This is a genomic window from Nocardiopsis sp. iso_237, assembly GCF_056173345.1.
The window spans coordinates 2,512,398-2,534,793 of the sequence record NZ_CM149669.1; the positions used below are offsets into that span (position 1 = coordinate 2,512,398).

Below are 22,396 nucleotides of genomic sequence, written 5' to 3' on the forward strand. Positions count from 1 at the left end.
GTTGCGGCGGAGTTGGCTGGAACCGGCCAACCCCCATGACCCGACCGGGTTACCCTTCACCTCGTCCCCCGTCACCCCGACGCACACCCCGACTTGCAGAGGCACACCATGACCGACCCCAAGAACAACCTGCCGCCCGAGGCCATGGGCAACGAGAAGTGGCACGACACCACGCACGCGGTGTGGTTGCGGTCCTCGCTGTCCAAGGAGGAGTCCGAGGCGGTCGTGGAGGTCGCGGAGTTCGACGACGGCTTCCGCGCGGTGCGCGACGGCAAGTCCCCGGAGAAGGGCACCCTGTTCTTCACCCCCGCCGAGTGGGAGGCCTTCGTCCTGGGCGCGCGTGACGGTGAGTTCGACATCCCGGAGGAGTACCTCACCGAGGAGGAGGCCGCGATCCAGCGCGGCGAGACCGAGGTCGAGGCGACCTGGGTTCCCTCCCCGCTGAACACGCCGGAGGCGATGGAGGAGTACCACCGCCGCGTATCGGAGAAGGGCTCGGAGGGATTGTCCTTCGCCACCTCCGAGTGGAACGCCTTCGCCCAGAGGGCTCGTGACGGTGAGTTCGACACCCCCTAGGAGAGACCTCCGGTTGGCCCAGGTCGAGGCAACCTGGGTCCCTCCCCGCTGAACCGGACCAACGTCTCGGACTCCCACGAGCACCGTCTCAGCCTTCCGAATCGGCCGCTGTTGCTAGCGTCGCCCCGTCTCTCCGGCCCCCCGAGCGCGTGGTTGAGCCGGACACCTCAACTGAATCGAGACCCCATGCACGACTCAGTCCTGCCGGTCACCGCTCCAGCCGCCGGGGTGAAAGGCACCGTCCAGGTGCCCGGAGATAAAAGCATCGGCCACCGGGCCCTGATCCTGTCCGCGCATGTTGGAGGTATTGTGAAATTTGGGACTTCCCTGGTCTTCCTGGGTGTGCTGTTGTCCGGGTGTTCTTTTGCGGGGATCGATGATTCCGTTTCTCGGCCTGTGTCTGATTTGGACCATCCGTCTTCTGTCAGTGAACTGGCCTGGGAGTGGGAGGCGGAGGACGATGTCGATTCGCTTGATCTTGCGCCGGTAGTCGGTGGGGTTGCAGTATTCGATGGTACTGGTGTGACGATTCTTTCGGGTCACACGGGTGAACCGCGCTGGGATTATCAGCCGGACCACGGAAGAGTGATTGGGTCGGTTACTTCTGACGGCGGGCATGTAGTGATCCAGGAACCTGACCCTGAAAATACGGACGGTTTTCGGATGCATGTGCTAGATGTAGTGACCGGAGAGACTTCTTGGACAGAGGCCTTTGATGCGGCTGATGATAAGGCGCAAAGTGGTGGGAATTCTGAGAAGTGGACTGCGCCATCGCTGGCCCAAGTTGCTGTGGGCGACAAAGTCTGGTTTCTCCGCGAGGATTCAGAAGTAGTTGCTCGAAGCCTGGGTGATGAGCGTCAGGTGTGGTCGACTTCAGAGGTTCAGGATTGTTCCGGAGTCGGTAGTGTGGGTTCGCCTGTTTTGGTGGATGAAGTGCTTTTGGGGGCGGTGACCTGTTACGAATTCGACGAAGATGATCCAGAGAATGATCCTCTTTACGACTCTGGTGCAGAATTCACTTCAGAAGTGGTGGCCTGGGGCGCAAGTGATGGTCGGGAAATATGGAGGTTGGAGACCCCGGAGGTTTCTCTTCCCGTTGACTCGCGGAATCGGAGCCTGACCGTGCACCCTGGGGGGATTGTCTCTGTGGACTTCTCGCCTTGGGGTATGGGTTACTGGATCGATCCGATATCAGAGGAACACGGTTGGATCGAAGATGCAGGTGTGGTGAGTAGTTATGAGAACGGAGATCAATTCGGGATCTGGCGGAATGGTGAGTATCGAGTCGAGAACCGGTCCGGTGAGGTGTTGTACAGCGTGAACGAACCTGCGGAGCGGAATGCTCCACTAGCCTTGGCTGAAGGGATGGTGCGTGTGTCCGAGAACGTGGAGGGTGGCTCAGAGGACGTTGTGTTCGCTCGCTTCCACGGCTCGGATCAGGAAGTGGAATTGTCGATGGACGTCGATGAACAGGCGCGTATGGAGTTCGGGCGCGGTGCTGTCGTTCCCGGATCGGTCGCGATTCCCTTCACGGACAGGGAGGGGGCAGCGGTGTCCTGGGGATTCGCTGAATCGGAATACGAAAGAGTCCTATATTAGGAGTCTTCTGGATTCCAGAACGTCTGTGCCGAAACGGTTCTTTGTCCTCATTCTGTGGGACTCCGGTGGCTTGCGTGCGCTGTTCAGACAGTGATCGAGGGTTCCTGGGCGCCTCGCACAGTGCAGGAATTGGAGGCCGCGCCTACCCAGTGCACGGTCATCCTGCGGTAGGAGCTCAGCCAGGTGATCGGGCGATCGCCCTTGTACGGCGCCGAGAGGGAGCTGGGCGGATCAGTCATCGGCGACTTCAGTCAATCCAACAGTGCGGGCAGGCAAGCGCTGGAGGGCCGCACCTGACATGACGCCGGAGCCAAGCGATCGATACTCGATGGAAATCGTTTGAAGTGACTATCAGAAAAGGGTCGGTAACAGCCGCCGGTATGACGCTGCTCCTGTCGGCCTGCACCCTGTCCTCCGAGGGGGCGTCCGGGGAGGAGCCGGCTTCGGAGGCCAACGCGATCCACGAAGTCTCCGAGGGCGGGGTGGCGGCTCCGGAGGACGTCACCTCCGTGAGCGAGGTCGGTTGGGAGTGGCATCCGGGCGAGGGTGAAAGCGCCTCGGAGGTGCACGCCGGACCGGTCGGAGCCGTGGTCGAGCTGACGGACGGGCTCATCGGTCTGCGGGGCGACACCGGTGAAGAGCTGTGGAGCTATCGGATTCCCGAGGCCGGGGGCTTCTCCGCCTCGTTCTCCCCTTCCGGGGAACAGGTGCTGGTGACGGCCTCGGACGAACCCGCCACCCTGTTGGACACGCAGACGGGGGCGACCGTGGCCGAGGACGTCGACTGGGACGGCCAAACCCTCCTCCTCGACGAGACGCGCCTGCTCGACTATCGCGGTGAGGCGACGGAACTCCTCTTCGAAGTCAGTGACCTGGAATCCGGTGAGACCCTCTGGCAGCAGGAGACCCCGGTGGCCTGCCCCGGGAACAGCCCCAGCCGACTGATCTCCGCGCTACACGCCAGTGAGGCGCTCGTCCTTCTGCTCCACTGCTCCGAGGACACATCGGAGGAAGCCCTCCGGATTCCCGAAGCCGACACCGTCAACGCACTGGTCGCTTTGGACCCGGCGGACGGGCAAGAGCTGTGGCGCCATGAGTCCGGGGACACCGAGGGCCTGGGACTGGCGGAGGCGCTGCTGATCCACGGCGCCGTGGTGGCCGACCTGCCCGGTGAGGAAGGGTGGCTGATTATCGACCCCGCCGACGGCACTGTGCTCGCGGAGTCACCGAAACCGGTGCTGTCGGTCGGTGAGGGGTACTATCTCGCCGGACCCGACCCTCTGGCCGAGGACCCGGCCCACGAACTCAGGACCTTCGACGGAGAGGTGACCGCATCGGTCACACTTCCCGACGACCGTTGGCCCGGGGACACTCCTGAGTCGGCGGTCGGTCTGCCCGAGCAGCTGGTCACCGTCGACATGGAGCGCGGTTCGCCGGAGGACCCGGTCAACGCGGTCGTGACTCCTTGGGACGATGCGGGCTCCGAGAGCGTCATCGATGCGACCATGACCGAACGGGCGAGCCAGGACGATCCCGGTCGTCTGCTCCCCGCCCCCGGGGCGTTGCTCGTGTACGTTCCGGTGGATCTCGCGGCGGACATCGACTCGGTCGGGCACGTCTCCGCACTCCGGTGAGGGGCTTCGGTGCTGGTTCGCACTCCGGGCCGGGCCCGGTGTCAGGGACGGATCCCCGACACCGAATGTGTTCTAAGCGTCAAGGTCGATGACGGTGCCGTGCGGGTCGATGCCGCAGTGGCCTGCGGCGAGCCACTCCAGCGTCCAATACGCGTCGAAGATCTCGACGTCCTTTAGGGCTTCTTGGCCCTGGGGGGTGCGGTAGAGCCAACCGTCCGGGGTGCGGGTGGCGGTGTATAGGTTGTCCTCGGGGTATCGCTCGTACCCGGAGCTTTTCATCTGGGTGATGGAATCCAGTAGTTCTTGCCTCGTGGGGGTCTCGCCCAAGGGGTGGAGCTGCCTGTACAGGGTTGTCATCTGCACGCCCTCGGCGGTCGTGGTGGCCTCGTCGGGACGGGTGATAGTCCAGAATATCGGCGACTGGCCCGGGTCGAGGTCGAGCGCCGCCTCCGCGGTTCCTCTCTCCCAGGGCAAGGCCATCCCGCTGACGCCGCAGAGCAGGTTATGATACACGCGTTCGTGGTGTTCCTCGGGGCTCAGCATCGCTGCAATCGGTCCTTATTCTCAGGTGATCAGACGGTGATTGGATTCATGAGGTGCCCGTTTCGCTGGCCTCCAGAAACCTGCATGTCCCTTCGGTGAGCAAGCACAGCATCTACCCGGTTGGGGGATGGTGGCCGAAGCGGGGTCGCTGTGGCGGACGCGGTGCTCCCCAAAACCTCTCCGTGTGTCTGGCTGGGGTGAACCATCGTCGTCTCCGTGGGGGGGCGTGTTCCGGTTGCTGTTCGTCAGGTCAATTCGCTGGGCAGGATGCCTGCTGTACTCAGGCGCCGGAAACGGGCGACGTTCTCGGACTTCCCGAGCCCTCGTGTGGTCAGGTTAGGCCCTTTGGTTGGGACGGATCTGCATGATCACACAACCCAAGAAGGTTTCGACCTCTATGTTGGAGACATGGGCTTTGACTACCTCTGGCACGGCGACGAGCACCCCCCGGCAGACCTACCGATCACCCAGGTCTACGGGTATGTCTTCGACGACCGGGGCCGAGTGGTGGTCCTCCAGGACGAGGGCGTGTGGAACGCCCCGGGCGGGACCCCTGAACCCGAAATCGACCTGAATTCTGTTGCCACACTGGAACGCGAAGTGTGGGAGGAAGTCCAGGTCCGTTTCGAAGACCCCGTGTACCTGGGCTATCAGAGCGTGGGCGAGGATGGCGGGCCGCCACTGCGCGCCCAACTTCGGATGGCCGCGCGTCTGGTCGAGGTCGGCGAGCGTGCCCCCGACCCGGACAACGGCCGTGTGCACGTCCGACACCGCTGTTCCCTGCCAGAGGCCGAGCGCCTGCTCAACTGGGGCGCGCCAGCACGGGAACAGTTCAAGAGAGCAGCAAAGGTCGCCGAACAGCGGTGGCGGGTCCCAGTTTATGATCAGGCCCCCGCGGTGACCGACTGAGGGACCCACGCAAAGGGGATGATTCGCCCACCGGACGACCAGGAAGCTGCACGCCGATGTGTGAACGCGGGCGCCGGCGCCGTAGAGCTAGATCGGGCAGGACTCGGGGTCCGGGGGAGGGTGCGCATGACCCGTGCACACCCCGGCGCAACCCCGCAACGACACGCTGCCCCGAACTCGAGGAAGAGGTTGCTCAGGCCCGCGTTCTTTCGCGATGTCGTGTTCCGGTGTCCGCTCGCGGAAGGTCCCTTCTGGCAGTGACGGTTCGTGAAAGCACCCCGTAAGACGCGGGACACCGGTAGCCTCCCGGGGAGCAGAGACGACAATATGAACCCGGGGGCCCACCGATGCGCGAGATCGAAACGAAGTACCGGGTCCGGGACCTGGAAACGCTCCTGGTGGCGCTCAAGAACACCGGAGTGAGCCTTGGTGACCCCGTTCACCAGGACGACCAGGCCTACGCCCCGCAGGGGTGGGACCCCTCACAGGGCAAGGTCGGCTACACCTTCGCGCGGCTGCGCACCCAGGACGGCCGACACGTCTTCACGACGAAAACCCCCGTGGCCAACGCCATGGAGTGCGTCGAGTCCGAGACCACCGTGGTCGAGCGCGACCAGATGCACGGGGCCCTGCTCTCCTTGGGCTATGAGCCCAGCGTGCGCATCGCCAAGACCCGCCGTGTCGGAACCGCCGGGCAGGTCTCCATCTGCGTCGACGAGGTGGAGAACGCCGGGGTGTTCCTGGAGTTGGAGATCCTGGTCGATGACGACCGTGACGGGCGGGCCGCCCAGGAGGAGCTGGACGCCTGGGCCCATGGTCTCGGCGTCGATTTGGAGCGCACCACCGACACCTACGACACCCTGGTGCGCCCGACCGGCTGATGTCTCACCAGCCGTGCGGGGCGAACCCGGTACCGGCCAGCCAGGCCCGGATGCCGGCGGCCGGGTAGGGGATGGTGTTCGAGGGCAGCAGATGCGGGTCCTCCCACACGAGCTTGCCTGCCTGGTCGGGTTCGGCGTTGTGCGGCTCGCCCTCCCACCGTGTGGCGACGAAGAACAACCCCATCCGGGCGAGCCCGGGTTCCTGGTAGTGGTGGATGAGCGCGCCCAGGGTGAGGTGGTCGGGGTCGATGAGCACCCCGACCTCCTCCTCCACCTCAGCTTCTCGGGCCGCGGCCTCGTGGGCGGGTTCGCCCTCCTCCAGGTGACCGGAGGGCATGTGCAGCATCCCGTCGCGGTACCCGGTGTTGTGCCGCTCCAGCAGCGCGATCAGGTCGTCCTCACCGTCGCCGACCCGTCCTCTCGCTGAGCTACCGTCAGAATCCACCCCCTCACACACCGTGGAGGCAACGGATGAGCAGCCGCCCAGCCACTGCGCTCGCCCACTGGATCGCCCAGTCCGGCCTGTCCAAAGCGGCGTTGGGTAAGGCCATCACGGAGCGGGCGCGCGCCCGCGGGCACACCCACATCACCCCCGACGACTCCCGAGTGCGGGGCTGGCTACGCGGCCAACGCCCCCGCGACCCCGTCCCAGCCCTGCTGGCCGAAGTGCTCTCCGCGCACTGCGGGCAACCGCTCACCCCCGCCGACCTCGGCTACGGACCAGCCGAGGGGGCCGCCTACCGAGGCCCCAGCGACATCCTCACCGACCTCGGAGAGGCCACCGCCGCGCAGCTGGCGGCCGGACCCGACCTTCCCCCCGAACCCGAGACCGCACCCCACCGGCCCGAGGTCGCCCTGGCCCGGCTGGAGCGGTGGGCCTACGGCCAACCCCACCCGCTCCCCACCGGCACCGGGCGCAGGCTCGGCACCTCCGACGCCGTTCGCATGGCGCGGCAGACCGACGTGTTCCGCGAGTTGGACAACCTTCACGGCGGCGGGGCGAGCCTCATGGCCGCCACCGCCCAACTCGCATCGGTGGCCACCACCGTCCGCACCGGCCACTACACCGAACAGACCGGGCGCGCCCTCTACTGCCAGGTCGCCGACCTCGCCGGGGTCGTCGGATGGATGTCCCACGACGCCGCCCAGTGGCAGGCCTCCGTGCGCTACCTGACCCTGGCCGTCCACGCGGCCCGCGAGGCCGACGACCGCGAGCTGACCGCGCACCTGCTCCAGTGCCTGGCCCGGGTGTGGGGCTACCTCGGCCGCGCCGACACCGCGGCGGACTGCATCGGCCTCGCCTTGTACGGGGCACGCTCGGCCCACCCCGTCCTGCGCGCCGGGCTGCACGCTCTCGGCGGCCGGTTCGCCGCCCTCCAGGGCCAGGAGACCGAAGCCCTCCGCCACGTCACCCAGGCTCTGGACCTGTTCGCCCAGGAGCACGACCGGCGGTTGCCGCCGTTCGCCGCCTACCTCAGCGAGGCGGAGATCAACTCCACCTGCGGGGAGGTGCTCCTGTTCCTGTCCCGCACCAGCGGCCACCCCCACCATGCCCGCGACGCCGTCACGATGCTCAACTCGGCCGAACGCAGCCGCTCGGCTGAACGCGCCCGCTCACGTGCGTTCGATTCCATCGGGGCTGCCCGCTCGCTCCTGGTCGTCGACGACCTGGACGGCGCCCGCGAGGCGGGGCTTCGGGCGCTGGAGGTCGGCGCGGACCTGAGCTCGGTGCGCGTGCGACGCAGGTTCACGGATCTGCACCGCGAGGCGGGACGGACGTCGAGCGAGATCACCCACGACCTCCAGGAACGCATCGCCCAGGCGCTGGCGCCGTGAGAATCAATTCCTGGGGCGAGTAGGGTTCGCGTGACCCGTTCGCGGGTTGAACTGAGGGTCCGCGCCTTGTTCGGCAGACAGCACGCGGACCCTCCGAGTCCCGGCGGGCGGCTCTACTGTCCGCCGGGACCACCTTCCCCGCTCTCACGCCACAGCCACAGGATCGTGCGGACCACAGCCAGCAGGGTGCGACCGGCGTCAGCGACCAGCCGCCACACCCACCACCTCGTGTCCTCCTGGGATGTCGTGCGCTTCCTCGGGAACTTCATCGTCGGCTTCCTTTCTGGCGGGGGAACGAGGCGCGTCGAGCGCCTCGAGACTGAGGGCCACACCATCCCCTTGACCAGCGAACCGACTGGTGTGCACGTGCAAGTGCACGTGCACACTGTGGCATCCGAGGAGGAAGCTCGGGTGGTCATGGCCGAACCCGGCCACCGCACTTCAGGAATCCTGGCTTCTACCCGACACCACGGCACGCCGACGAGCCGGATCGCGGATGAGACGGAACCGTCAGCGTCGATGTCCCGTGCCTGCCAGGCCGGAGTCGTTCAGAATCCGCGCCACGCTCTGGTCGAGGCTGCTGCGTTCGTCGATGATCTCCTCCAGCCCTCCGGGCAGCAGGTCGCAGGGCCGCCACCACCGACGCAGCTCGGCTTCCCCGACCCACTTCGCGATGGGCTTGGTGGCATGCCGCTCCAGGGTGGTCTGGAAGGGGAGGTCGAAGTAGTAGCAGTGGGCGACATCAGAGTGGTCGCGGATCAGGCGAGTGAGCATGTTCCCGTAGTGGTCACCGTAGAAGATGCCCTCCAGCACCACATGGAATCCGTTGCTCAGAGCGTGACGGGCGATGAGATCGATGAGCTCGACGTTGACAGCTCCTGGCCGATCCCGCTCCTTGAGGATGTCGCGGCGCACCACGTCCTGGGGGATGATCGCGAGCCCCCGCCCGTACACCTTCCGTAAGCCCTGGGCCACGGTGGACTTGCCCGATCCGGAGTTGCCCCTCAACACCACCAACCGCGGCACGGCTGGCGGCGGACCGGGTTGGATCTGATCGTTGCGTTCCAACGAGGTCATGAGCGCGACCCTAACCGAGACCACGTCCGCTCGTGGGTGGAGCAGGCAGGCGCTGGCGTCGTAGGGCTGGGAGTGAGTTCCCCAAACCCCCTCGCAATTGTGTTCGACTCGCTACCATGGGTGAAATTCATCGTTGATGAGAGGGCTCCCGCTGTGAGTCTCCACTGGAGCGACCCACCACCCCCGACCGCCTTCGACCACCCCGACAGGGTGGCCGCCTACGACGAACGCCACGGGGTCACCCGGTGCCGACAAGGGTGCGTGGCCATCGCCAACGCGGACCCTGACTCGGACTCGGACTCCGATATCGTCGTCTGCCACGGTTGCGGTGGCGGAGTGTGTCTCGGCTGTGGCAGTACACCCACCTCGTCCCCCGGGCGGTTCTGCACTTACTGCGATCGCAAGCACGCGGAGGAGTACTACGGTCAGCTTGACCATTCCGTCGCCGTGCCCGAACGGACACCGATCACCGTGGGGCAGCTCAGGAAGCTCCTCGAAGGCGTCGGGGACGACGTCCTGCTCATGGCTAGGATCCCCCCGTCACTCAGGACCCGCGCCCAGCTGTTCGACATCGTGGTCGCCCGCCCCGGCGTGCACGAGAGGCAGGCGCGGCTGGGCCTGGAACTCCGCAAGGCCCGCCGACCCCTACCTCGCGACACACGTCCACTGCCCTCGGTCGCCGTCTACGACGAGCTCTTGACTCAACGCACCAGCACTGCGCCGGACACACCCGCCTGACGCCCTCGCGCACACACGTGTGCGGCTACTGCCAGGGGAGCGTGGAAAGGTCCTCCACCCATCGGTGGAGGACCACGAGCGGTTCACCCGCTGATGTCGCTGGCGTGATCCGCCCACTCCCGGGCTGCGTCGGCCATCGCCTTCAGCCACTGCTCCTGCGGCCACCGCTCAGCGAACGAGGACTGCATCCGAGCGTTCACCGCCGCGCACACCCGCACCCCCTCCGGCGAGGAACCCGACCACGCCCGGGTCTGCTCCACCCACGAACGGGCCGACTTGGGGGAGTGCCCGGAAGAGACCAGCTGCACCGCCACGCTCGTCAACATGACCTCCACCGCCGCTCGCGTGGGCCAGTCCCAGTCCACCACCCACCCCCGCCCCGCAGGGTCCACGAGGATGTTGCGACCGTGCAGGTCCGCGTGGGTGAGCGCGTCACCGCGCAGGAACGGGACCTCCTCCTCATCCGCGAAGCGGTCCCACCGTGTGTCCACCCACTCCGTCACGACCGCGGGCAGACCGATCGCGGTGATGCGATCGAGTGCCTGCACGAGGACGGGCAGGTCCCCCGAGTCCGGGGCGAAGTCCGTCGGCCGCGCGTCCAGCACGTCCACGCCGAGGACGAACCACCGCTCGTCCTCGGTGTGGAACCGGAAGTTCGGAGCCACACCCTCCAGGTGTGGTGCCACCGCCGCCTCGCGGCGGGCCGCGTCGAGATGACCCCCGGCACGGTTGGGGTTGGCCTTGACGAAGAAGGCGCCCCGGTCGGCTTTCACGATGGCGGTGGCCGCTGACCGGTGGCCACCGGTGACCGGTTCGACCGCTCTCACGGTCCCGGTGTGCGGGGCGATGAGGTCGAGGATGTGCTGTTCCATGTCGTCTCACGTTCGTGGCGAGCACCATGACGGCGGCCCGCCTGGGGTGCAGGTGTCTTCGTCGGGCGAGCAAGGCAGACGGTTGGGCGGAGGATCGCCCTGTTCCGCCCTGATCCTCGCACGCGCCTGAGCCATCGGCAGGCCGTTCAGGATGTCCGCCAGCCCTTCGTCGCGGACGTTGCCCGTGCTCATCCACGTGGAGAACCCACACGGGGACACGCTGCCGTCCGGGCCGATGGACGCGCGCCCGTCCCCGCAGGCCCCGCACAACCCCTCACAGCTGGGCTCGCCACCACCTTCAGCCCCGCGCCCGTAGGGGCGGACACGGTCGACAGTGATCCGCTCGACGCCGAGCGCTTCGAGTTCGGCCTGCGTCTCCTCCACCCCGGAGAAGTCGGTGGTGATGATCGCTGCCCGCAGGGGCACGCCCAGCTCCAGGGCGCGGACGATGTTCGCCCGGGTGCGCGCGTGCGAGGCTCCCCGACCGGTCATGGCGTTGTGCCGGGCCGGGTCCGCGTTGTAGTACGAGGTGGACAGGCCCATCCCCGGCCGCTGGAGCAGTTCCCACCACGCGGCGGTGACGTGCACGAGGTTGGAGTACACCTCGACCGCCATCCCACGGGCCAGAGCGTGTTCCGCGATCTGGGCGGTGTGCGGGTAGAGCAGGGGTTCACCGCCGATCAGCTGCACATGGCCGACACCGGACTCCGCTGCTTGGTCGAGGGTCCGCACCCAGTCCTCCAGGGTCATGGAGCCATGGTCGCCGTCGGGGCCGGAAGTGTTGTAGCAGTGCAGGCACTCCAGTTGGCACTTGCGGGTGACGTCCAACCAGAGCTTGCCGGTCGCGGGAGCGGGGGAGGGTTCGGTGATGGTCAACGCATCTCCTGGGTAGATCCGGGGGCCGCAGTCCGCACCGTAACCCTGCTTGCACCGACGGTCGTCAAAGTTGGCCAGGTTCAGCCACCACGCTTGGAGAAATCCCCCGGCGGGTACCCGCACTACTCCTCACCCTCGTCGTGGAACACGTAGGGGGAGACCCCGGGGGCCTTCCGCGGGGCCGTGAACCGGGTGCCGTCTCTCGTCCACGCTGCCAGGTCCGCATCATCAGCCCCGATGCCCCGGAACGCCGCCGAGGAAAGCCCACACACCAGCCGGAACAGACCGTTCACCACCAGCCCGAGCGTGCATCGCGGACCAGGCCCATCAAGGCCCGACATCAACGCGACCGTCCGCTCCAACGTCCAGGCGCTGAGGTGCTTCCCTGGTGCAAAGGTGTTAATCGATGAGCTGGCCGCCGCCGAGCTGGTACCCCGACGGCGGCCGTTACGAACAAAACCCACGGCAAATAGTGGCTTCGTCGCATGGCAAGCATAGACGCTGCATCCATGTTTGGCACGCACCTGGGGGACATCAGTGAAGCCTCTGGCGTTGCCTGCACCGTGAATGTATTGATCGCACCCCTCTTTTCTGGAGAGATGAATAGTTCCATACATTCTCGCAGATAATGACGATTCGTCCCTTTGCGAGGTGGACCCCAGAGTTCCACCAGCCGCCGACGAACCTCCTTGGTCTTCGTGCATCGTCTCGAACAAGCGAGTGCCCCTGGTCCAGTCGCGGAGCCTTCGGACCCGAGTCTTCCCGATCCCCAGCTCGCGAACGAGGCGATCCACCACGTTGTCGGTGATCCGTCCGTCGCGGTCCGCCTGCTCCATGTTGGCCTGGAGCTCACCGAAGGTGCGGTGCGAACCGGTCTGGCCGTTCACATCCTGGATCGATCTTGGCATGTGACGTCCGGCACACAACCCAAGGGCGCCAGACACCCCTACGGGTTGCGTTATTGCAGGTCAATGCGGTTCTTCGGGGTACTGCGCAAGTACGCGTGCTAGGGATACTCCCTGGTGGGCCTGAAACCGCGTGCTGAGGTTGCTCGCGGTCGGAACCATCCTCATTCAGAGCTTTCTGCGCGCCCACGGGGCGGTGCCCGTGCCCCAGATCGCGACTGCCAGGTGGCTGTCGAAGGCCGCCATGTCACCCGCTGGGCGAGCCTGACCAAGTACTCGTGCTGCGCTTGACTGAGAGGACTGGTCTTGACAGCGTCGGCGCCTTCCCGCGGCGAGAGAGTGGAGCCAAGACCCTTAGCCGTCCCAGACACCCAGACAGGGAGAGTCGGCCTCCTCTATGGGATTCTGTGACGCATCGTGGTGCGGTAAAACAGAGAGCGTTGTGATCCCTGTGTTTTCAGCCAAAGTTGAGGAGACTTACCCCGTGACCAGTATTAATCCCCCTGTACGATTGGCCGTCGCAGGTCTGGCCACCGTGTTCGCGCTGACCGCCTGCTCTTCCTCTGAGCCGTCCGAGGGGGCTGGTTCCGCCAATGAACCGGTGGAGTCGGCTGGAGACGCTGAGTCTTCGAACGTGTTCGATTTCACCGAGTTGTCCATGGGCCCGGCTGAGACCATCGAGTTCAGAGTTCCTGATGAGCTACTCGAGATGGATCAGGAGTATTCGCAAAATCGTGTGGTCGATTCCGTGACCCTGACTGCGACCGAAGCCGAAGACCCCTCGCAGTGCGCTGTGAAGTACGACTTCGACTACACCGATGCTGACTTCGCGCGTCTCACCGAGTTCGCTGAGAATCACTACGAAACCAGGCCACCGCAGGAAGCTGCGTTCAACGCCTTTACCAATGAAGCCCCGAATGATACTGACATGGAAGAGGACTACTCCTCGGCGGTGGTCCAGCTGAAGTGTGGCCTTTCGCCGACCGATGACGGTGACACCGCCGAAGTGAGATTCGTGCGGACCAACGACAAGGGCGGGACCACCTTCTTCATTGGGGCCGAGGTCTCCGTGATGAGCAGCGGCGAACTGTACGTCCACGGCATTGAGGCGCGTAGCTGGCAACTGGACAGCAACGGCAACTGGGTCAAGGGCTAGGGCCCTACTCCCCATTCATGCTCACCGTCCTCGCCACCCCAGCAAGACCGCCCTCGGTATGCACGAGGACGAGGTGCCCGGGCCCCACACCGCGCTCGCTGATCTGCTCGGACACATCCACGGCGGCGCCCAGGACCGCGTCGAAGGACCACGACCCTCCCTCAAGGTCGGTCACGGCTGTCGTTGTCCCTGGGTGGGACAGGAACTGGTGGAGAAGGGTGTCCATCGCAGGTCCGTGGCCACAGAGTCGCCCAGAGGCGCTGCGCCGGCGAGCTGGCGGCCCCGGGAGGCGACCAGGCTGTCGCGCCAGCATTGCTCCAAGCCCGTGGACCGGTGGATGGCGATGCTGCCCGCAGCGTCGAACAGCTCGCGGCACGCCTGTTGGGCGGTGGTCGCCATGTGGCAGCACGCCGCCCGAACCTGGGGCGCGGGCCACGCCATCGCCCACCACGCCTCTCCCGCGGCCTCCCTGGGGGGCTGTTCCAACACCCACCTCGCCCCTGTGCTGGCCCGCGTGCTGGCCGAAAGGGGCGCCACCGCCCTGGTGGTGCGCGGCGACGACGGACTCGACGAGATCACCACCGCCACCACCACCCAGGTGTGGGCGGTCGCCGGGGGACAGGTGGAACGCGCCCAGCTCGACACCGCCACGCATGGACTGCCCCGCTGTGCCCCCGACGCCCTGCGCGGAGGCGACGCCACACTCAACGCCAGCGTGCTCTACCAGGTCATGCGGGGTGAGCGCGGACCGATCCGAGACGCGGTCCTGGCCAACGCCACCGGCGCCCTGGCCGCCTACTAAGGGTGGACGAGAGGGTTGACGCGGCATTCGCAGCCGCCTACGAGACGGTCTCCTGCACCGTGGATTCCGGCGCGGCCCACACCCTGGTGCAGGACTGGGTGAAGCTGGCCAGATCCCTGTCCACCTCGTAGCAACTCGGCGTGAGGGGCTTGTCACCGCACTGCTCGTGCCGTCAGGCTCGGCGCAGCCGAGCTCGGGAGCTTCTTCGTAAGGACATCATCACCGCCTGGAGCCCGTCATGACCATGCGCATCGCCAAGTCCGGCGACGAGGTCGAGGCCGATGAGGAGCACTGGTCACCATGGCATTCACTCGCCCTGTCACCGAAACCGCAGAACTAGAGCCTGAGCGGCTGGACTCCGCCGCAGCCGGATCAAAGAGCCACGCGCTGTCAAGCTGCCCGTGACCATCCTCGAGTGGCCCCAGGACCTGCTCATCGAGCTGCCCTGGAGGGCTACCGGAGAGAGTGAACACCGCGTCGTCGTAGTGCCCTTCCAGTTCCACGACGAGAACCGGCCAGCCGTTGGCCGCCGGCGCGAGCTACGGCCGCCCAAGCGCCGCTCCGGCTCGTGGGACTGCATCGTCGTCGCCTCCGACCACCCCGCCTACCCCGTCGGCGGCCACCGCCTACGCATCCCGGCCATCGAGATCGTGCGCGGTACCCGGATCTTCATCTGAAGGAAAACACCATCTCGGGCCACATGTGGGCCAGAGCAGTACCGCACGGACGGGGGCGCCGATGCGGCCATCGCGGCCAAGTTCCGCAACAAGCGAGGCCCTCCCACGCCTGGTGTGACTGCACCTGGACCTGGGGCCTGTTCACTGCCACCTGTGCGGTCCGGAGGAAGGAGCCCGCCGGCGTTTCGCAGGGCTCGGCACAGCCTCGCCGGGGTTTCCCCGAAGAAGATCTTCACCGCTTTCTGGACGAGCGATACAGGACCTCGTGCCGAACTACCGCACGAGGACGCGCGGCTCGAACCCGCCTGGGACCACCACCATTCCGAAGCATGACCATCACTTCGGCGCTCTAGCTCAGCGGCAGAGCACTCGGCGTTCTGACTGCCCGCGGTTCGACTCCGCATCGCGACCACCGGGAGGGCAGACCCAGGCGACAGGCCCGGCGCAGGGCGACGCACGAGAGGTCGCGGGTTCGATCCCCGCGAGCGCCACGACACACAACCAGCAGGAGGACCACCATGCCCACCCCCATGTCCACCGGCCAGTTCGGATTCCTGTCGAACTTCGACGGACAGTTCGGATTCCTGTCGAACTTCGACACGACGTCCTTCTTTGTCTCCCAGCTCAGCACGGACGTGCCGTCCGGGGAGCACGCCTTCAACGCACTGAAGACCCTCTCTGACGCCGAGCGCCGCCATGTATTGGCTGCCCCGACTCCAGGGGAGAGCGAGAGGCGCGGACGGCACGTAACTCTGCGGCCGAACTGGGATACCGGAGTACGCGTCTGGGCAATGCAGCGAGTGCTCATGGCGAAGTTCTCCGTGCCCGAGCTCAGCGCCAGGCTCCAGGCCACCGGATCACTCCGGCTGGTCGAGACCAACTGCTGGCACGACCAGTTCTGGGGCGATTGCTTCTGTGACCGGCACGAACAAGCCCCCGGCCAGAACATGCTCGGAGAATTGATCATGGCCATTCGCGCCCACCAACGAGTGAGCTAGCACGGCGAGCTCATCGCCGCGTCCCTGCTCTACGACAGAGAAGCCTCCCCGCCAGCAACAGTGATTGCTGGCGGGGAGGCTTCTTTATTCTCCGAGAGGGTGGGGATGGAGGCCCGCGTGAACCCGCGCCCCGGCCCCGTCACGGCGGCATAGGCCCGGGGGTCAGCGTCGTCGACGCCCCGATGTCACCGACCAGGAAGCCGCCGATGACCAAGGCCACGGCGGAGACGCCCATGACCACCAGCGCGAAGACGATCGGCCGCTCGACGTAGATCCGCTTGACCCTCTCGATCAGACCGGGTCGCTTCTCACCGTTCTTGTCCTCGTCGTCCATTGCTCCGTTCCTTTCTGCCCGATCCGTCATCGCTGGGTTCACAGTCGCTCGCCAGAGGCTTGAGGTCGCCGATCATGAGCATCGCGCTCATGCTCAGCAGGACCGCTGTCGAGCCGAGGCCGGCCGTCGTCGAGGACGCGATCGCCGACGAACACGAGCCGTCGATGACCGATATCTGCCTGGCCGGTGATCGCCATCGCCACATTCCACACCCGGCGGGCAGCTCGGCGACGCTCGACAGAGTGCCCGGTCATCTCAGCCAGCCGCCCGGCCGTGTAGATGGGCCCGCCGCGGGTCACGACCTGGTTTGTGAGCGGAATTTGGACCTCGGGCCGAACCGTGCAAGAACACTCGGCCTCCATTCTCAGGAAGGCCCTGGAGGAGGACCCGGCGCCGTCGTCGGCCTCAGGCCGCGGCGGTGCTGTGCTTGCCCCTATTTGCACGCTCCTCCGCGGTGGTCGCGGCGAGGAAGAGCCCTTCACGGTTGAGATGGCGCGAGTAGCCGGAATCGAGGTAGAGCACCGGCGTGGAGCCCGCCGCCTTCTGCAGGACAGGGCGCAGCAGCTCTCTGATCGGACCCGAGCCGCCGCCGTACACGTAGATCACCTCAGTGGTGCCGCCGACCTCAGCCAAGACATCCTCGAACCGTGCCCCGATCTCGTCGCAGAGGTAGCTGGCCTCCTCCTCGACGAAGCCGGACACGATGTCGTAGCGGCTGCGCGTGAAGGGGCTCGGCTCGGTCTGGAGGAAGTCGGCGAGCTGCTTGCGGTTGGCGAACGCGAGGTTCTTGTGCCCGCTGGTGACCATCTGCTCCAGCGCGTTGGTCAGCGTCGTCCCGTAGCCCTGCTCGAGAGTCGCCGCTGCCTCCGGGTTGAAGTCGCCGTCGGTGAAGACGGGGAAGTTCACCGTGCCCTCGCCAACGTCGACCCCGATGGTGTTGCGCACGCCCACCAGTGCCTCGGCGGTGACGTCGACCAACACCTCCGCCGCCGCCGGGTCCGAGGTTCGCAAGTCGTCGAGCAGGGCCTGGGCCAGGCCCAGGCCCTTGTCGGCGATGGCGAACTGCGCGCTCGCGCCCTCAGGCAGAACCTGCACATCCTCGAACTGCAGGCGAACCGCCACCGGAGTCGAGAAGTTCTTGATCGTGACCATGTGCACCGCCGGGTCCGTGCCTCCCACTGCGCCAATGAACTGCGCGGCGTAGGCAGACCGACGCTGGACGTACTCGGCGATCGGTAGCGCCAGACCCGCGCGGACGGTGACCCGCAGCTCGGCCTCGGGCAGAGCGCCGTGAGCACGCACGTAGTCGCGCAGGGCCTTGGCAGCGAAGACACCGAGGACCAGGACGGCCGAGAGCTCCTGGTCAGCCTTTGACCGGGTACCAACGACCTCGAACTGGGTGAATTTCGACCCGCGCATCGTCAGCGCAGCTCGGCCCATCGTGCGCAGATCGGAGTGGCCGACCAGGGGAGTGGTGAACGACCCGGAGAACTTGTTGAAGAAGTCGTCGTCGACGGCCACGGGAATCGAGTTGGCATCGGCCTCGGGAACCTTCAGCATCGATCGGGACGTGCTCGAGACCGCAGAGGGCAGATCGACGGAATCGTAGACCGTCTCACCGTCCACGGTGCCGCGCACGACCCCCTTGACGTAGCCGTTGCCGACGTCGATGCCGCCGGTGAGCATCATGCTCGTGTCCTGCGTGCTCATGCTGCGAGGAACCTCTCAGTAGTTTTCGTCGTAAAATGCGCGTTCATCGCGGCTAGCCCTCACAAACCGGTGAGGAAGGCGTCGAGGCCAGAGGGGGCCTGCGACTTCTTGGTCTTCGTCTCATCGTCGGCGGCTGGCTCGACCTGCTCCTGCCCCGGCTCCTCGGTCGGCTGCGTCCGCTGGGCTCGCCCCCCGGTGACCTCCGCCTCATGGCGGAGTTTGTCTGCCGATTCGGCCTCGATGGGATCGGGGCCATCAATCTCCTCGGCAGCGGCAACCTGGGGCAGCTGCGCGGAAGCCTCCTCCTCGCTCCGCGGTGCCCGTCCCCGCCAGGGCTGCTGCTCGACGGGCCGATTGACCACGTCGACGTAGCCGTCGCGCTGGATTGATTCGCGGATGAGCATCCGCATCGAGGCCGACGGGTCGTCTTGGAGGTCGATCCACGCCTGCGACGACTGATCGGCGGCAGGGATCGTCAACCGGACGCGCCTGGACTCCGGCTTCGTCTTAGCAACCATCTCGAACCCCTCGCATCGTGGTCATCCGCTCTCCTTCCTCTGCAATCGACGACGAGTTAATGATCAGTTCTATCGACTGCCCAATCGCATCCTAATGGTCATTTGTGGCCAATGGCAAACCATCCATGGTCGGATCCAGAACGTATGGGGTCTACGCTGAGCGTCCCGCACACGGCCGCCCCACGACGGTCGATCGTGCGCACCCAGAACAGACCTCATCTCGGACGCTGTGTGCCCGGCTTTGACCACGATCTCGGAGAGGCGTCCAGGCCACACCCGGTCATGGCCTGGAACCTGCCAGCAATGGCCGTATTTCGGGCAGGACGCGAAAAGACCACGTGCCAACCTCGGTCACATCACGCCCAGCGTGATACACCATCCGGGCGGATCATGGGCTGATTGTGGTCAACGAGGAGTCCTGCCCATCAATGGCCACATCATTGCCGGTTCATGGACGCGGAAGACCCGATTCGAACCGGCAATGACCGAGCTAGTCGACATGGGTCATGCATGACCGCCATCCGACCGGAGATCAACCACGTTCGGGTCAAAGCGATGCCGGAATGGAGACGTGGTGCCGCGTTGCGGCCCCGAGAACCGGATTCGACAACGAGCCGGAGGAAGTGCGGTGGAGGAGATCCGCTTCCCTGGGGCAGTGCTTGCCGGGACGGCCTGCCATGGGACCGATGGCGAGGTGACGACACGAGTAGTGAAGCCGGGGAGAAAGGAGGCAACGTTTAACCTGGTGAGAGGCAACCTTAGTCTTCGGTTGCGACCGCCCGCTTAACGAACCGTCCTTTGCCCCGGACGGTGACCACGAGCCCGGTGCCTTCCAGTTCGGAGAGGGCTTGACGGGCGGTCCCCCGTGAGACGTCGTACTGGCGGACGAGGGCGGCCTCGCTGGGCAGGGCCTCCCCGGGGGCGAGGTCACCGCTGGCGATCCTCTCCCGGAGTTCGGCGGCGATGCGCCGGTACAGGGAGGGAGGCAGCCCGTCACCGGGGGTGCTCTCGTGTTCCTCGGTGGTGCACACGACGCGGCCGGTCCCCGGGATGGCCTTGATTAGCCGCTCCGACTCCAGTTCGGCCAGGGCCCGGCGCACGGTGGTGCGAGCGACGCCGAACTCCTTACCCATAGCGGCCTCGGAGGGGAGCCCATCACCCGGGGCCAGATTCCCGCTGATGATGCGGGAGCGCAGGGCATCCGCGATCTGGTGGTACGTCCCCCACGGGGTACGCGGACTCAAATGTGCTCCTCCAATCCAAACCCCACAAGATGGCGGCGCGCGAGGCGGTAACAAGCCCGTCGTGATGCACCCACGGCAGCACCTTACCGGGAGCCGGTCGAGGCCGCGTGAGCATGTGCTCGCCAAGAAATACCGCAGCCTGCGAATGCTACATCTACCCCAGTAACGGTTCGCTGCCAACGGGTCGTTCCCTTCCTCATAGGCCCAGGTCGACTACCCCGGTCGCGGGTACGCGCAAGCTCACGACGGGGCGGACATCCGGCTTCGGCGACGACGGGCGCAGCCGACCTCGGGCAAGGTGCGCCACGGTGCTGGCGAGGAAGAGGAAGAGGAGCGGGCGCCGTGACAGCGGAATGACAAGCCGCGTTGTCAGAACTACAGCTGGAGCAACAGCCGGTGACAGCGGATGCGATGGTTCGGAACGATGACTGCCACGAGAGTGATGCGGTTATCGCGACGACGAAGAGGGGCTGAGGGTCAACGCCTGCGGCGACAGCTGCTCAACCGTCGATACAAAGGTGCGCCGTAGTGGGGATCAACCGTACGGTCACCCGCTCGTGCCTCGCTAGAGCGAAAAGACCAGACCGTACGGCGATGCCACGGTCGCTGAAACTACTGTACGCCGATCTGTTGCCATGACCACGGAAAACCCAACCGTCCGTACACCGCTTCGCGGCCGAAAACGAACCGTACGGTTGATGGACGTACACAATGTTTCCCCTGATACACGTGCTGTTCCGGTCCTCGGCCAAGGCCTCGGACGCGGAACATGGGAACAGAGAAAAAGGGCATAAGTAAAGCTGGCAACCCACCCCTGCGGGGACCCTCGCTGCGCTCGGTCGGGTTGGTCGGCATAGCCGACAGCTTTATCCTCCGGATCCTCGGTCGCTGGCGCTCCCTCGGCCTATGCCCATCCGCTGCGCTCTGCAGAAGAATGAGCCGCCTCGGCGCTCGCCCGGTATCCACAGAAAGACGCCCTACGGGCGCACACGAGAGGAATGGCGATCGCCTCGAAGCATGCCTGATGGCGGCTCATGGCCAGCACAGCTGGCACGGGATGAAGCAGGAGCCGACGGATTCCTCCGACCCGACACGGCGCCTGCCGTGAGCCCCAAGGGAGGACCTGTACGAGACCGTCGTCTCCGGCAGAACCGAATCATTCTGATAATCAGCACCGAAAGGACGATTCAAATGGCGATGCCCCCTCTCACGCCCTACGACACTGGTGCCCGCTACGAGCCCCACGTCTGGCCGACCCCGACGCACCTCGCTCTCGCGAGGTCGTCACCCGAAGTCCGCGCCATAGAAGAAGACGGCTTCGGTAGGGTCGATTTTGACAACGACGAATCAACCATCGTGTGCACCGTTCACGTCGAGCGTGGCGAGGACGGTCGGCACGTCGTGGTCATCGACAACCACGTCCTGGACGAAGACATCGTCGTCAGCCTTCGTCACGCGAAGAAGACGATCGTCGTTGACGACAACGGTGCGCGGACCGTCGACAACACCCTGACGGACTGAGGTGCGATCTTGACTGTCGACTACTCCCACGCGCTCCTTGTCACCGGCCCCCGCACCTGGGACGACGAGGTCGCCATGCGCCGGGTCTTCAACGAGGTCTGGAACAACTGGACCGCTCAAGGCCCCATTGTCCGGCCCGTGCTGGTCTCAGGCCATTGCCCACCCGACAAGCACGGACGCAGCGCCGACGCCATGGCCGAGCGTCTGTGGGGTTCGGTTGGCCTCGACGTCATCAGAATGCCAGCAGACTGGAAGGTCCACGGCAAGAAGGCCGGGCTGAGGCGCAACGTCGAGATGGTTGACACCATGCTCAGACTCTGCGAGGCGGGGACCGAAGTACGGGCCGCGGCCTTCCTCGACCTCTGCGGCAAGGCCGGTTGCCCGCAGGCGAACGACGAGCAGCTCCTGCCCGTTCGACGGGGCCACTTCTCACACGGCACCATCCATTGCCGCCGCGCTGCGATGGCAGCCGGGATCGGCGTCGTCGACGTCATTGGCACCTGAACAGCGACATGGACGCAGAAGCCCCGGACCGCAGTCGGTCCGGGGCTTTGTCGATCCACTGGTCGGTCAGACTGCCTGCGAATCGTTGGGATCGTCCTTGGGTGGGCCGCCGTGGGCAGCCCCGTACGCCTCGAGGAGCTCCTTCCGGAGTCTCCCGTACTCGGCCACCTCGAACCCGTGGTCTTGGCCCCACTTCCGGATCTTCTCCCGCTCTTCTGGGGTCATGTCGGGCACGACCTTCTTCTTCCCTGGCGCCTTGGATGCCTTGCGCCCCACCTTCATGTACTCCTTCAGCGAAGCCTCGAGCTTCTTGCGCTCCTCGGGCGTCAGGTCGATCTCATACCACTGATCGCCGACCCCGAAGGTGAAGGTCGCCGCATCGGGCTTGCCGCTGAGGTCTGATTCGATCACTTCTCGAATGGCCATACTGGTGAGAGTAACCCATGGATCGATGACGGCAAAGACAGGCTGGCCGAATCGTTGACT

At 65.9% G+C, this 22,396-nt stretch carries 27 protein-coding genes and 1 tRNA gene; 15 read left to right on the top strand and 13 right to left on the bottom strand.

The annotated features are described in order from the left end of the window. Positions 1-108 precede the first annotated feature (108 nt). The 3 genes from AC0VYM_RS11510 (at position 109) to AC0VYM_RS11520 (ending at position 3,809) form a co-directional block, all read left to right on the top strand. Entirely contained in the window at positions 109-576 is a 468-nt protein-coding gene (locus AC0VYM_RS11510) for a DUF397 domain-containing protein (protein ID WP_475462026.1), read from the top strand. A 186-nt stretch (positions 577-762) separates the two neighbouring features. Next, positions 763-2,175, top strand: coding sequence for an outer membrane protein assembly factor BamB family protein (locus AC0VYM_RS11515; protein WP_475462028.1), 1,413 nt, complete (start codon positions 763-765; stop codon positions 2,173-2,175). A 380-nt stretch (positions 2,176-2,555) separates the two neighbouring features. Continuing rightward, complete coding sequence (locus tag AC0VYM_RS11520) at positions 2,556-3,809, top strand: outer membrane protein assembly factor BamB family protein (protein ID WP_475462030.1); 1,254 nt, start codon at positions 2,556-2,558, stop codon at positions 3,807-3,809. A 72-nt stretch (positions 3,810-3,881) separates the two neighbouring features. On the opposite strand, the gene AC0VYM_RS11525 is transcribed toward AC0VYM_RS11520, so the two are convergent. Beyond that, positions 3,882-4,352 carry a hypothetical protein gene (locus tag AC0VYM_RS11525; protein WP_475462031.1) on the bottom strand — a complete coding sequence of 157 codons (471 nt, stop codon included), beginning with the start codon at positions 4,350-4,352 and terminating at the stop codon, positions 3,882-3,884. Between the two features lie 408 nt (positions 4,353-4,760). Between AC0VYM_RS11525 and AC0VYM_RS11530 the strand changes: the two genes are divergently transcribed. Both AC0VYM_RS11530 and AC0VYM_RS11535 read left to right on the top strand, forming a co-directional pair. Then, complete coding sequence (locus tag AC0VYM_RS11530; protein ID WP_475462032.1) at positions 4,761-5,261, top strand: NUDIX hydrolase; 501 nt, start codon at positions 4,761-4,763, stop codon at positions 5,259-5,261. A gap of 347 nt (positions 5,262-5,608) precedes the next feature. After that, on the top strand, positions 5,609-6,142 hold the full coding sequence (locus tag AC0VYM_RS11535; protein WP_475462033.1) for a class IV adenylate cyclase: 534 nt from the start codon (positions 5,609-5,611) through the stop codon (positions 6,140-6,142). 4 nt (positions 6,143-6,146) lie between these two features. On the opposite strand, the gene AC0VYM_RS11540 is transcribed toward AC0VYM_RS11535, so the two are convergent. Then, positions 6,147-6,587, bottom strand: a complete 441-nt coding sequence (locus tag AC0VYM_RS11540; RefSeq protein ID WP_475462034.1) for an NUDIX domain-containing protein — start codon at positions 6,585-6,587, stop codon at positions 6,147-6,149. Between the two features lie 26 nt (positions 6,588-6,613). On the opposite strand from AC0VYM_RS11540, the gene AC0VYM_RS11545 reads away from it, so the two are divergent. Then, the gene (locus AC0VYM_RS11545) at positions 6,614-7,978 is read left to right on the top strand and encodes a hypothetical protein (RefSeq protein WP_475462036.1); all 1,365 of its coding nucleotides are present in this window, start codon (positions 6,614-6,616) and stop codon (positions 7,976-7,978) included. A 113-nt stretch (positions 7,979-8,091) separates the two neighbouring features. On the opposite strand, the gene AC0VYM_RS11550 is transcribed toward AC0VYM_RS11545, so the two are convergent. Then, positions 8,092-8,247, bottom strand: coding sequence for a hypothetical protein (locus tag AC0VYM_RS11550; protein WP_475462037.1), 156 nt, complete (start codon positions 8,245-8,247; stop codon positions 8,092-8,094). Positions 8,248-8,488: 241 nt separating this feature from the next. Then, a complete protein-coding gene (locus AC0VYM_RS11555) occupies positions 8,489-9,055 on the bottom strand; it encodes an AAA family ATPase (protein ID WP_475462038.1) in 567 nt (188 codons plus the stop codon). A gap of 447 nt (positions 9,056-9,502) precedes the next feature. Here AC0VYM_RS11555 and AC0VYM_RS11560 point away from each other — a divergent pair, with 447 nt between their 5' ends. Beyond that, entirely contained in the window at positions 9,503-9,793 is a 291-nt protein-coding gene (locus AC0VYM_RS11560) for a hypothetical protein (RefSeq protein ID WP_475462040.1), read from the top strand. Positions 9,794-9,876: 83 nt separating this feature from the next. On the opposite strand, the gene AC0VYM_RS11565 is transcribed toward AC0VYM_RS11560, so the two are convergent. Together AC0VYM_RS11565 and AC0VYM_RS11570 are read right to left on the bottom strand one after the other, a co-directional pair. After that, positions 9,877-10,665: a protein kinase gene (locus AC0VYM_RS11565; protein ID WP_475462042.1), complete on the bottom strand. Its 789-nt coding sequence runs from the start codon at positions 10,663-10,665 to the stop codon at positions 9,877-9,879. A 6-nt stretch (positions 10,666-10,671) separates the two neighbouring features. Next, positions 10,672-11,541: a radical SAM/SPASM domain-containing protein gene (locus AC0VYM_RS11570; protein WP_475462043.1), complete on the bottom strand. Its 870-nt coding sequence runs from the start codon at positions 11,539-11,541 to the stop codon at positions 10,672-10,674. Positions 11,542-12,930: 1,389 nt separating this feature from the next. Between AC0VYM_RS11570 and AC0VYM_RS11575 the strand changes: the two genes are divergently transcribed. Continuing rightward, positions 12,931-13,602 (top strand): hypothetical protein, encoded by a 672-nt coding sequence (locus AC0VYM_RS11575; protein ID WP_475462045.1) that lies wholly within the window; start codon positions 12,931-12,933, stop codon positions 13,600-13,602. Between the two features lie 4 nt (positions 13,603-13,606). Here AC0VYM_RS11575 and AC0VYM_RS11580 read toward each other — a convergent pair whose 3' ends face one another. Beyond that, complete coding sequence (locus tag AC0VYM_RS11580; protein ID WP_475462046.1) at positions 13,607-13,777, bottom strand: hypothetical protein; 171 nt, start codon at positions 13,775-13,777, stop codon at positions 13,607-13,609. 162 nt (positions 13,778-13,939) lie between these two features. On the opposite strand from AC0VYM_RS11580, the gene AC0VYM_RS11585 reads away from it, so the two are divergent. The 5 genes from AC0VYM_RS11585 (at position 13,940) to AC0VYM_RS11605 (ending at position 16,079) form a co-directional block, all read left to right on the top strand. Further along, a complete protein-coding gene (locus tag AC0VYM_RS11585) occupies positions 13,940-14,404 on the top strand; it encodes a hypothetical protein (protein ID WP_475462048.1) in 465 nt (154 codons plus the stop codon). A 2-nt stretch (positions 14,405-14,406) separates the two neighbouring features. Continuing rightward, entirely contained in the window at positions 14,407-14,535 is a 129-nt protein-coding gene (locus tag AC0VYM_RS11590) for a hypothetical protein (RefSeq protein ID WP_475462049.1), read from the top strand. 270 nt (positions 14,536-14,805) lie between these two features. Then, positions 14,806-15,081, top strand: coding sequence for a hypothetical protein (locus tag AC0VYM_RS11595; protein ID WP_475462051.1), 276 nt, complete (start codon positions 14,806-14,808; stop codon positions 15,079-15,081). A gap of 343 nt (positions 15,082-15,424) precedes the next feature. After that, positions 15,425-15,572: transfer RNA gene (locus AC0VYM_RS11600), tRNA-OTHER, on the top strand. Between the two features lie 27 nt (positions 15,573-15,599). Beyond that, the gene (locus tag AC0VYM_RS11605) at positions 15,600-16,079 is read left to right on the top strand and encodes an NADAR family protein (protein ID WP_475462052.1); all 480 of its coding nucleotides are present in this window, start codon (positions 15,600-15,602) and stop codon (positions 16,077-16,079) included. A 139-nt stretch (positions 16,080-16,218) separates the two neighbouring features. On the opposite strand, the gene AC0VYM_RS11610 is transcribed toward AC0VYM_RS11605, so the two are convergent. The 5 genes from AC0VYM_RS11610 to AC0VYM_RS11630 form a co-directional block, all read right to left on the bottom strand. Further along, positions 16,219-16,413, bottom strand: a complete 195-nt coding sequence (locus tag AC0VYM_RS11610) for a hypothetical protein (protein WP_475462054.1) — start codon at positions 16,411-16,413, stop codon at positions 16,219-16,221. A 38-nt stretch (positions 16,414-16,451) separates the two neighbouring features. Further along, a complete protein-coding gene (locus AC0VYM_RS11615) occupies positions 16,452-16,610 on the bottom strand; it encodes a hypothetical protein (RefSeq protein ID WP_475462056.1) in 159 nt (52 codons plus the stop codon). A gap of 208 nt (positions 16,611-16,818) precedes the next feature. Beyond that, positions 16,819-18,123 carry a hypothetical protein gene (locus AC0VYM_RS11620; protein ID WP_475462058.1) on the bottom strand — a complete coding sequence of 435 codons (1,305 nt, stop codon included), beginning with the start codon at positions 18,121-18,123 and terminating at the stop codon, positions 16,819-16,821. 59 nt (positions 18,124-18,182) lie between these two features. Beyond that, positions 18,183-18,641 carry a hypothetical protein gene (locus AC0VYM_RS11625; RefSeq protein WP_475462060.1) on the bottom strand — a complete coding sequence of 153 codons (459 nt, stop codon included), beginning with the start codon at positions 18,639-18,641 and terminating at the stop codon, positions 18,183-18,185. Positions 18,642-19,399: 758 nt separating this feature from the next. Further along, positions 19,400-19,885: a GntR family transcriptional regulator gene (locus AC0VYM_RS11630; protein WP_475462062.1), complete on the bottom strand. Its 486-nt coding sequence runs from the start codon at positions 19,883-19,885 to the stop codon at positions 19,400-19,402. A 1,191-nt stretch (positions 19,886-21,076) separates the two neighbouring features. Here AC0VYM_RS11630 and AC0VYM_RS11635 point away from each other — a divergent pair. Both AC0VYM_RS11635 and AC0VYM_RS11640 read left to right on the top strand, forming a co-directional pair. Beyond that, positions 21,077-21,406 (top strand): hypothetical protein, encoded by a 330-nt coding sequence (locus AC0VYM_RS11635; protein ID WP_475462063.1) that lies wholly within the window; start codon positions 21,077-21,079, stop codon positions 21,404-21,406. Positions 21,407-21,415: 9 nt separating this feature from the next. Further along, positions 21,416-21,910 (top strand): hypothetical protein, encoded by a 495-nt coding sequence (locus tag AC0VYM_RS11640; RefSeq protein WP_475462064.1) that lies wholly within the window; start codon positions 21,416-21,418, stop codon positions 21,908-21,910. 66 nt (positions 21,911-21,976) lie between these two features. Here AC0VYM_RS11640 and AC0VYM_RS11645 read toward each other — a convergent pair whose 3' ends face one another. Beyond that, entirely contained in the window at positions 21,977-22,336 is a 360-nt protein-coding gene (locus tag AC0VYM_RS11645; RefSeq protein ID WP_475462066.1) for an Lsr2 dimerization domain-containing protein, read from the bottom strand. Between the last annotated feature and the right edge of the window lie 60 nt (positions 22,337-22,396).

What these genes read in the sequence shown, in the direction of transcription:
- AC0VYM_RS11625 (WP_475462060.1), bottom strand. Translation starts at nt 18,641, where the DNA reads ATGGTTGCTAAGACGAAGCCGGAGTCCAGGCGCGTCCGGTTGACGATC.
- AC0VYM_RS11605 (WP_475462052.1), top strand. Translation starts at nt 15,600, where the DNA reads ATGCCCACCCCCATGTCCACCGGCCAGTTCGGATTCCTGTCGAACTTC.
- AC0VYM_RS11615 (WP_475462056.1), bottom strand. Translation starts at nt 16,610, where the DNA reads ATGGCGATCACCGGCCAGGCAGATATCGGTCATCGACGGCTCGTGTTC.
- AC0VYM_RS11585 (WP_475462048.1), top strand. Translation starts at nt 13,940, where the DNA reads ATGGCGATGCTGCCCGCAGCGTCGAACAGCTCGCGGCACGCCTGTTGG.
- AC0VYM_RS11550 (WP_475462037.1), bottom strand. Translation starts at nt 8,247, where the DNA reads ATGAAGTTCCCGAGGAAGCGCACGACATCCCAGGAGGACACGAGGTGG.
- AC0VYM_RS11535 (WP_475462033.1), top strand. Translation starts at nt 5,609, where the DNA reads ATGCGCGAGATCGAAACGAAGTACCGGGTCCGGGACCTGGAAACGCTC.
- AC0VYM_RS11610 (WP_475462054.1), bottom strand. Translation starts at nt 16,413, where the DNA reads ATGGACGACGAGGACAAGAACGGTGAGAAGCGACCCGGTCTGATCGAG.
- AC0VYM_RS11530 (WP_475462032.1), top strand. Translation starts at nt 4,761, where the DNA reads ATGGGCTTTGACTACCTCTGGCACGGCGACGAGCACCCCCCGGCAGAC.
- AC0VYM_RS11645 (WP_475462066.1), bottom strand. Translation starts at nt 22,336, where the DNA reads ATGGCCATTCGAGAAGTGATCGAATCAGACCTCAGCGGCAAGCCCGAT.
- AC0VYM_RS11525 (WP_475462031.1), bottom strand. Translation starts at nt 4,352, where the DNA reads ATGCTGAGCCCCGAGGAACACCACGAACGCGTGTATCATAACCTGCTC.
- AC0VYM_RS11620 (WP_475462058.1), bottom strand. Translation starts at nt 18,123, where the DNA reads ATGAGCACGCAGGACACGAGCATGATGCTCACCGGCGGCATCGACGTC.
- AC0VYM_RS11520 (WP_475462030.1), top strand. Translation starts at nt 2,556, where the DNA reads ATGACGCTGCTCCTGTCGGCCTGCACCCTGTCCTCCGAGGGGGCGTCC.
- AC0VYM_RS11555 (WP_475462038.1), bottom strand. Translation starts at nt 9,055, where the DNA reads ATGACCTCGTTGGAACGCAACGATCAGATCCAACCCGGTCCGCCGCCA.
- AC0VYM_RS11515 (WP_475462028.1), top strand. Translation starts at nt 763, where the DNA reads ATGCACGACTCAGTCCTGCCGGTCACCGCTCCAGCCGCCGGGGTGAAA.
- AC0VYM_RS11510 (WP_475462026.1), top strand. Translation starts at nt 109, where the DNA reads ATGACCGACCCCAAGAACAACCTGCCGCCCGAGGCCATGGGCAACGAG.
- AC0VYM_RS11635 (WP_475462063.1), top strand. Translation starts at nt 21,077, where the DNA reads ATGGCGATGCCCCCTCTCACGCCCTACGACACTGGTGCCCGCTACGAG.
- AC0VYM_RS11545 (WP_475462036.1), top strand. Translation starts at nt 6,614, where the DNA reads ATGAGCAGCCGCCCAGCCACTGCGCTCGCCCACTGGATCGCCCAGTCC.
- AC0VYM_RS11565 (WP_475462042.1), bottom strand. Translation starts at nt 10,665, where the DNA reads ATGGAACAGCACATCCTCGACCTCATCGCCCCGCACACCGGGACCGTG.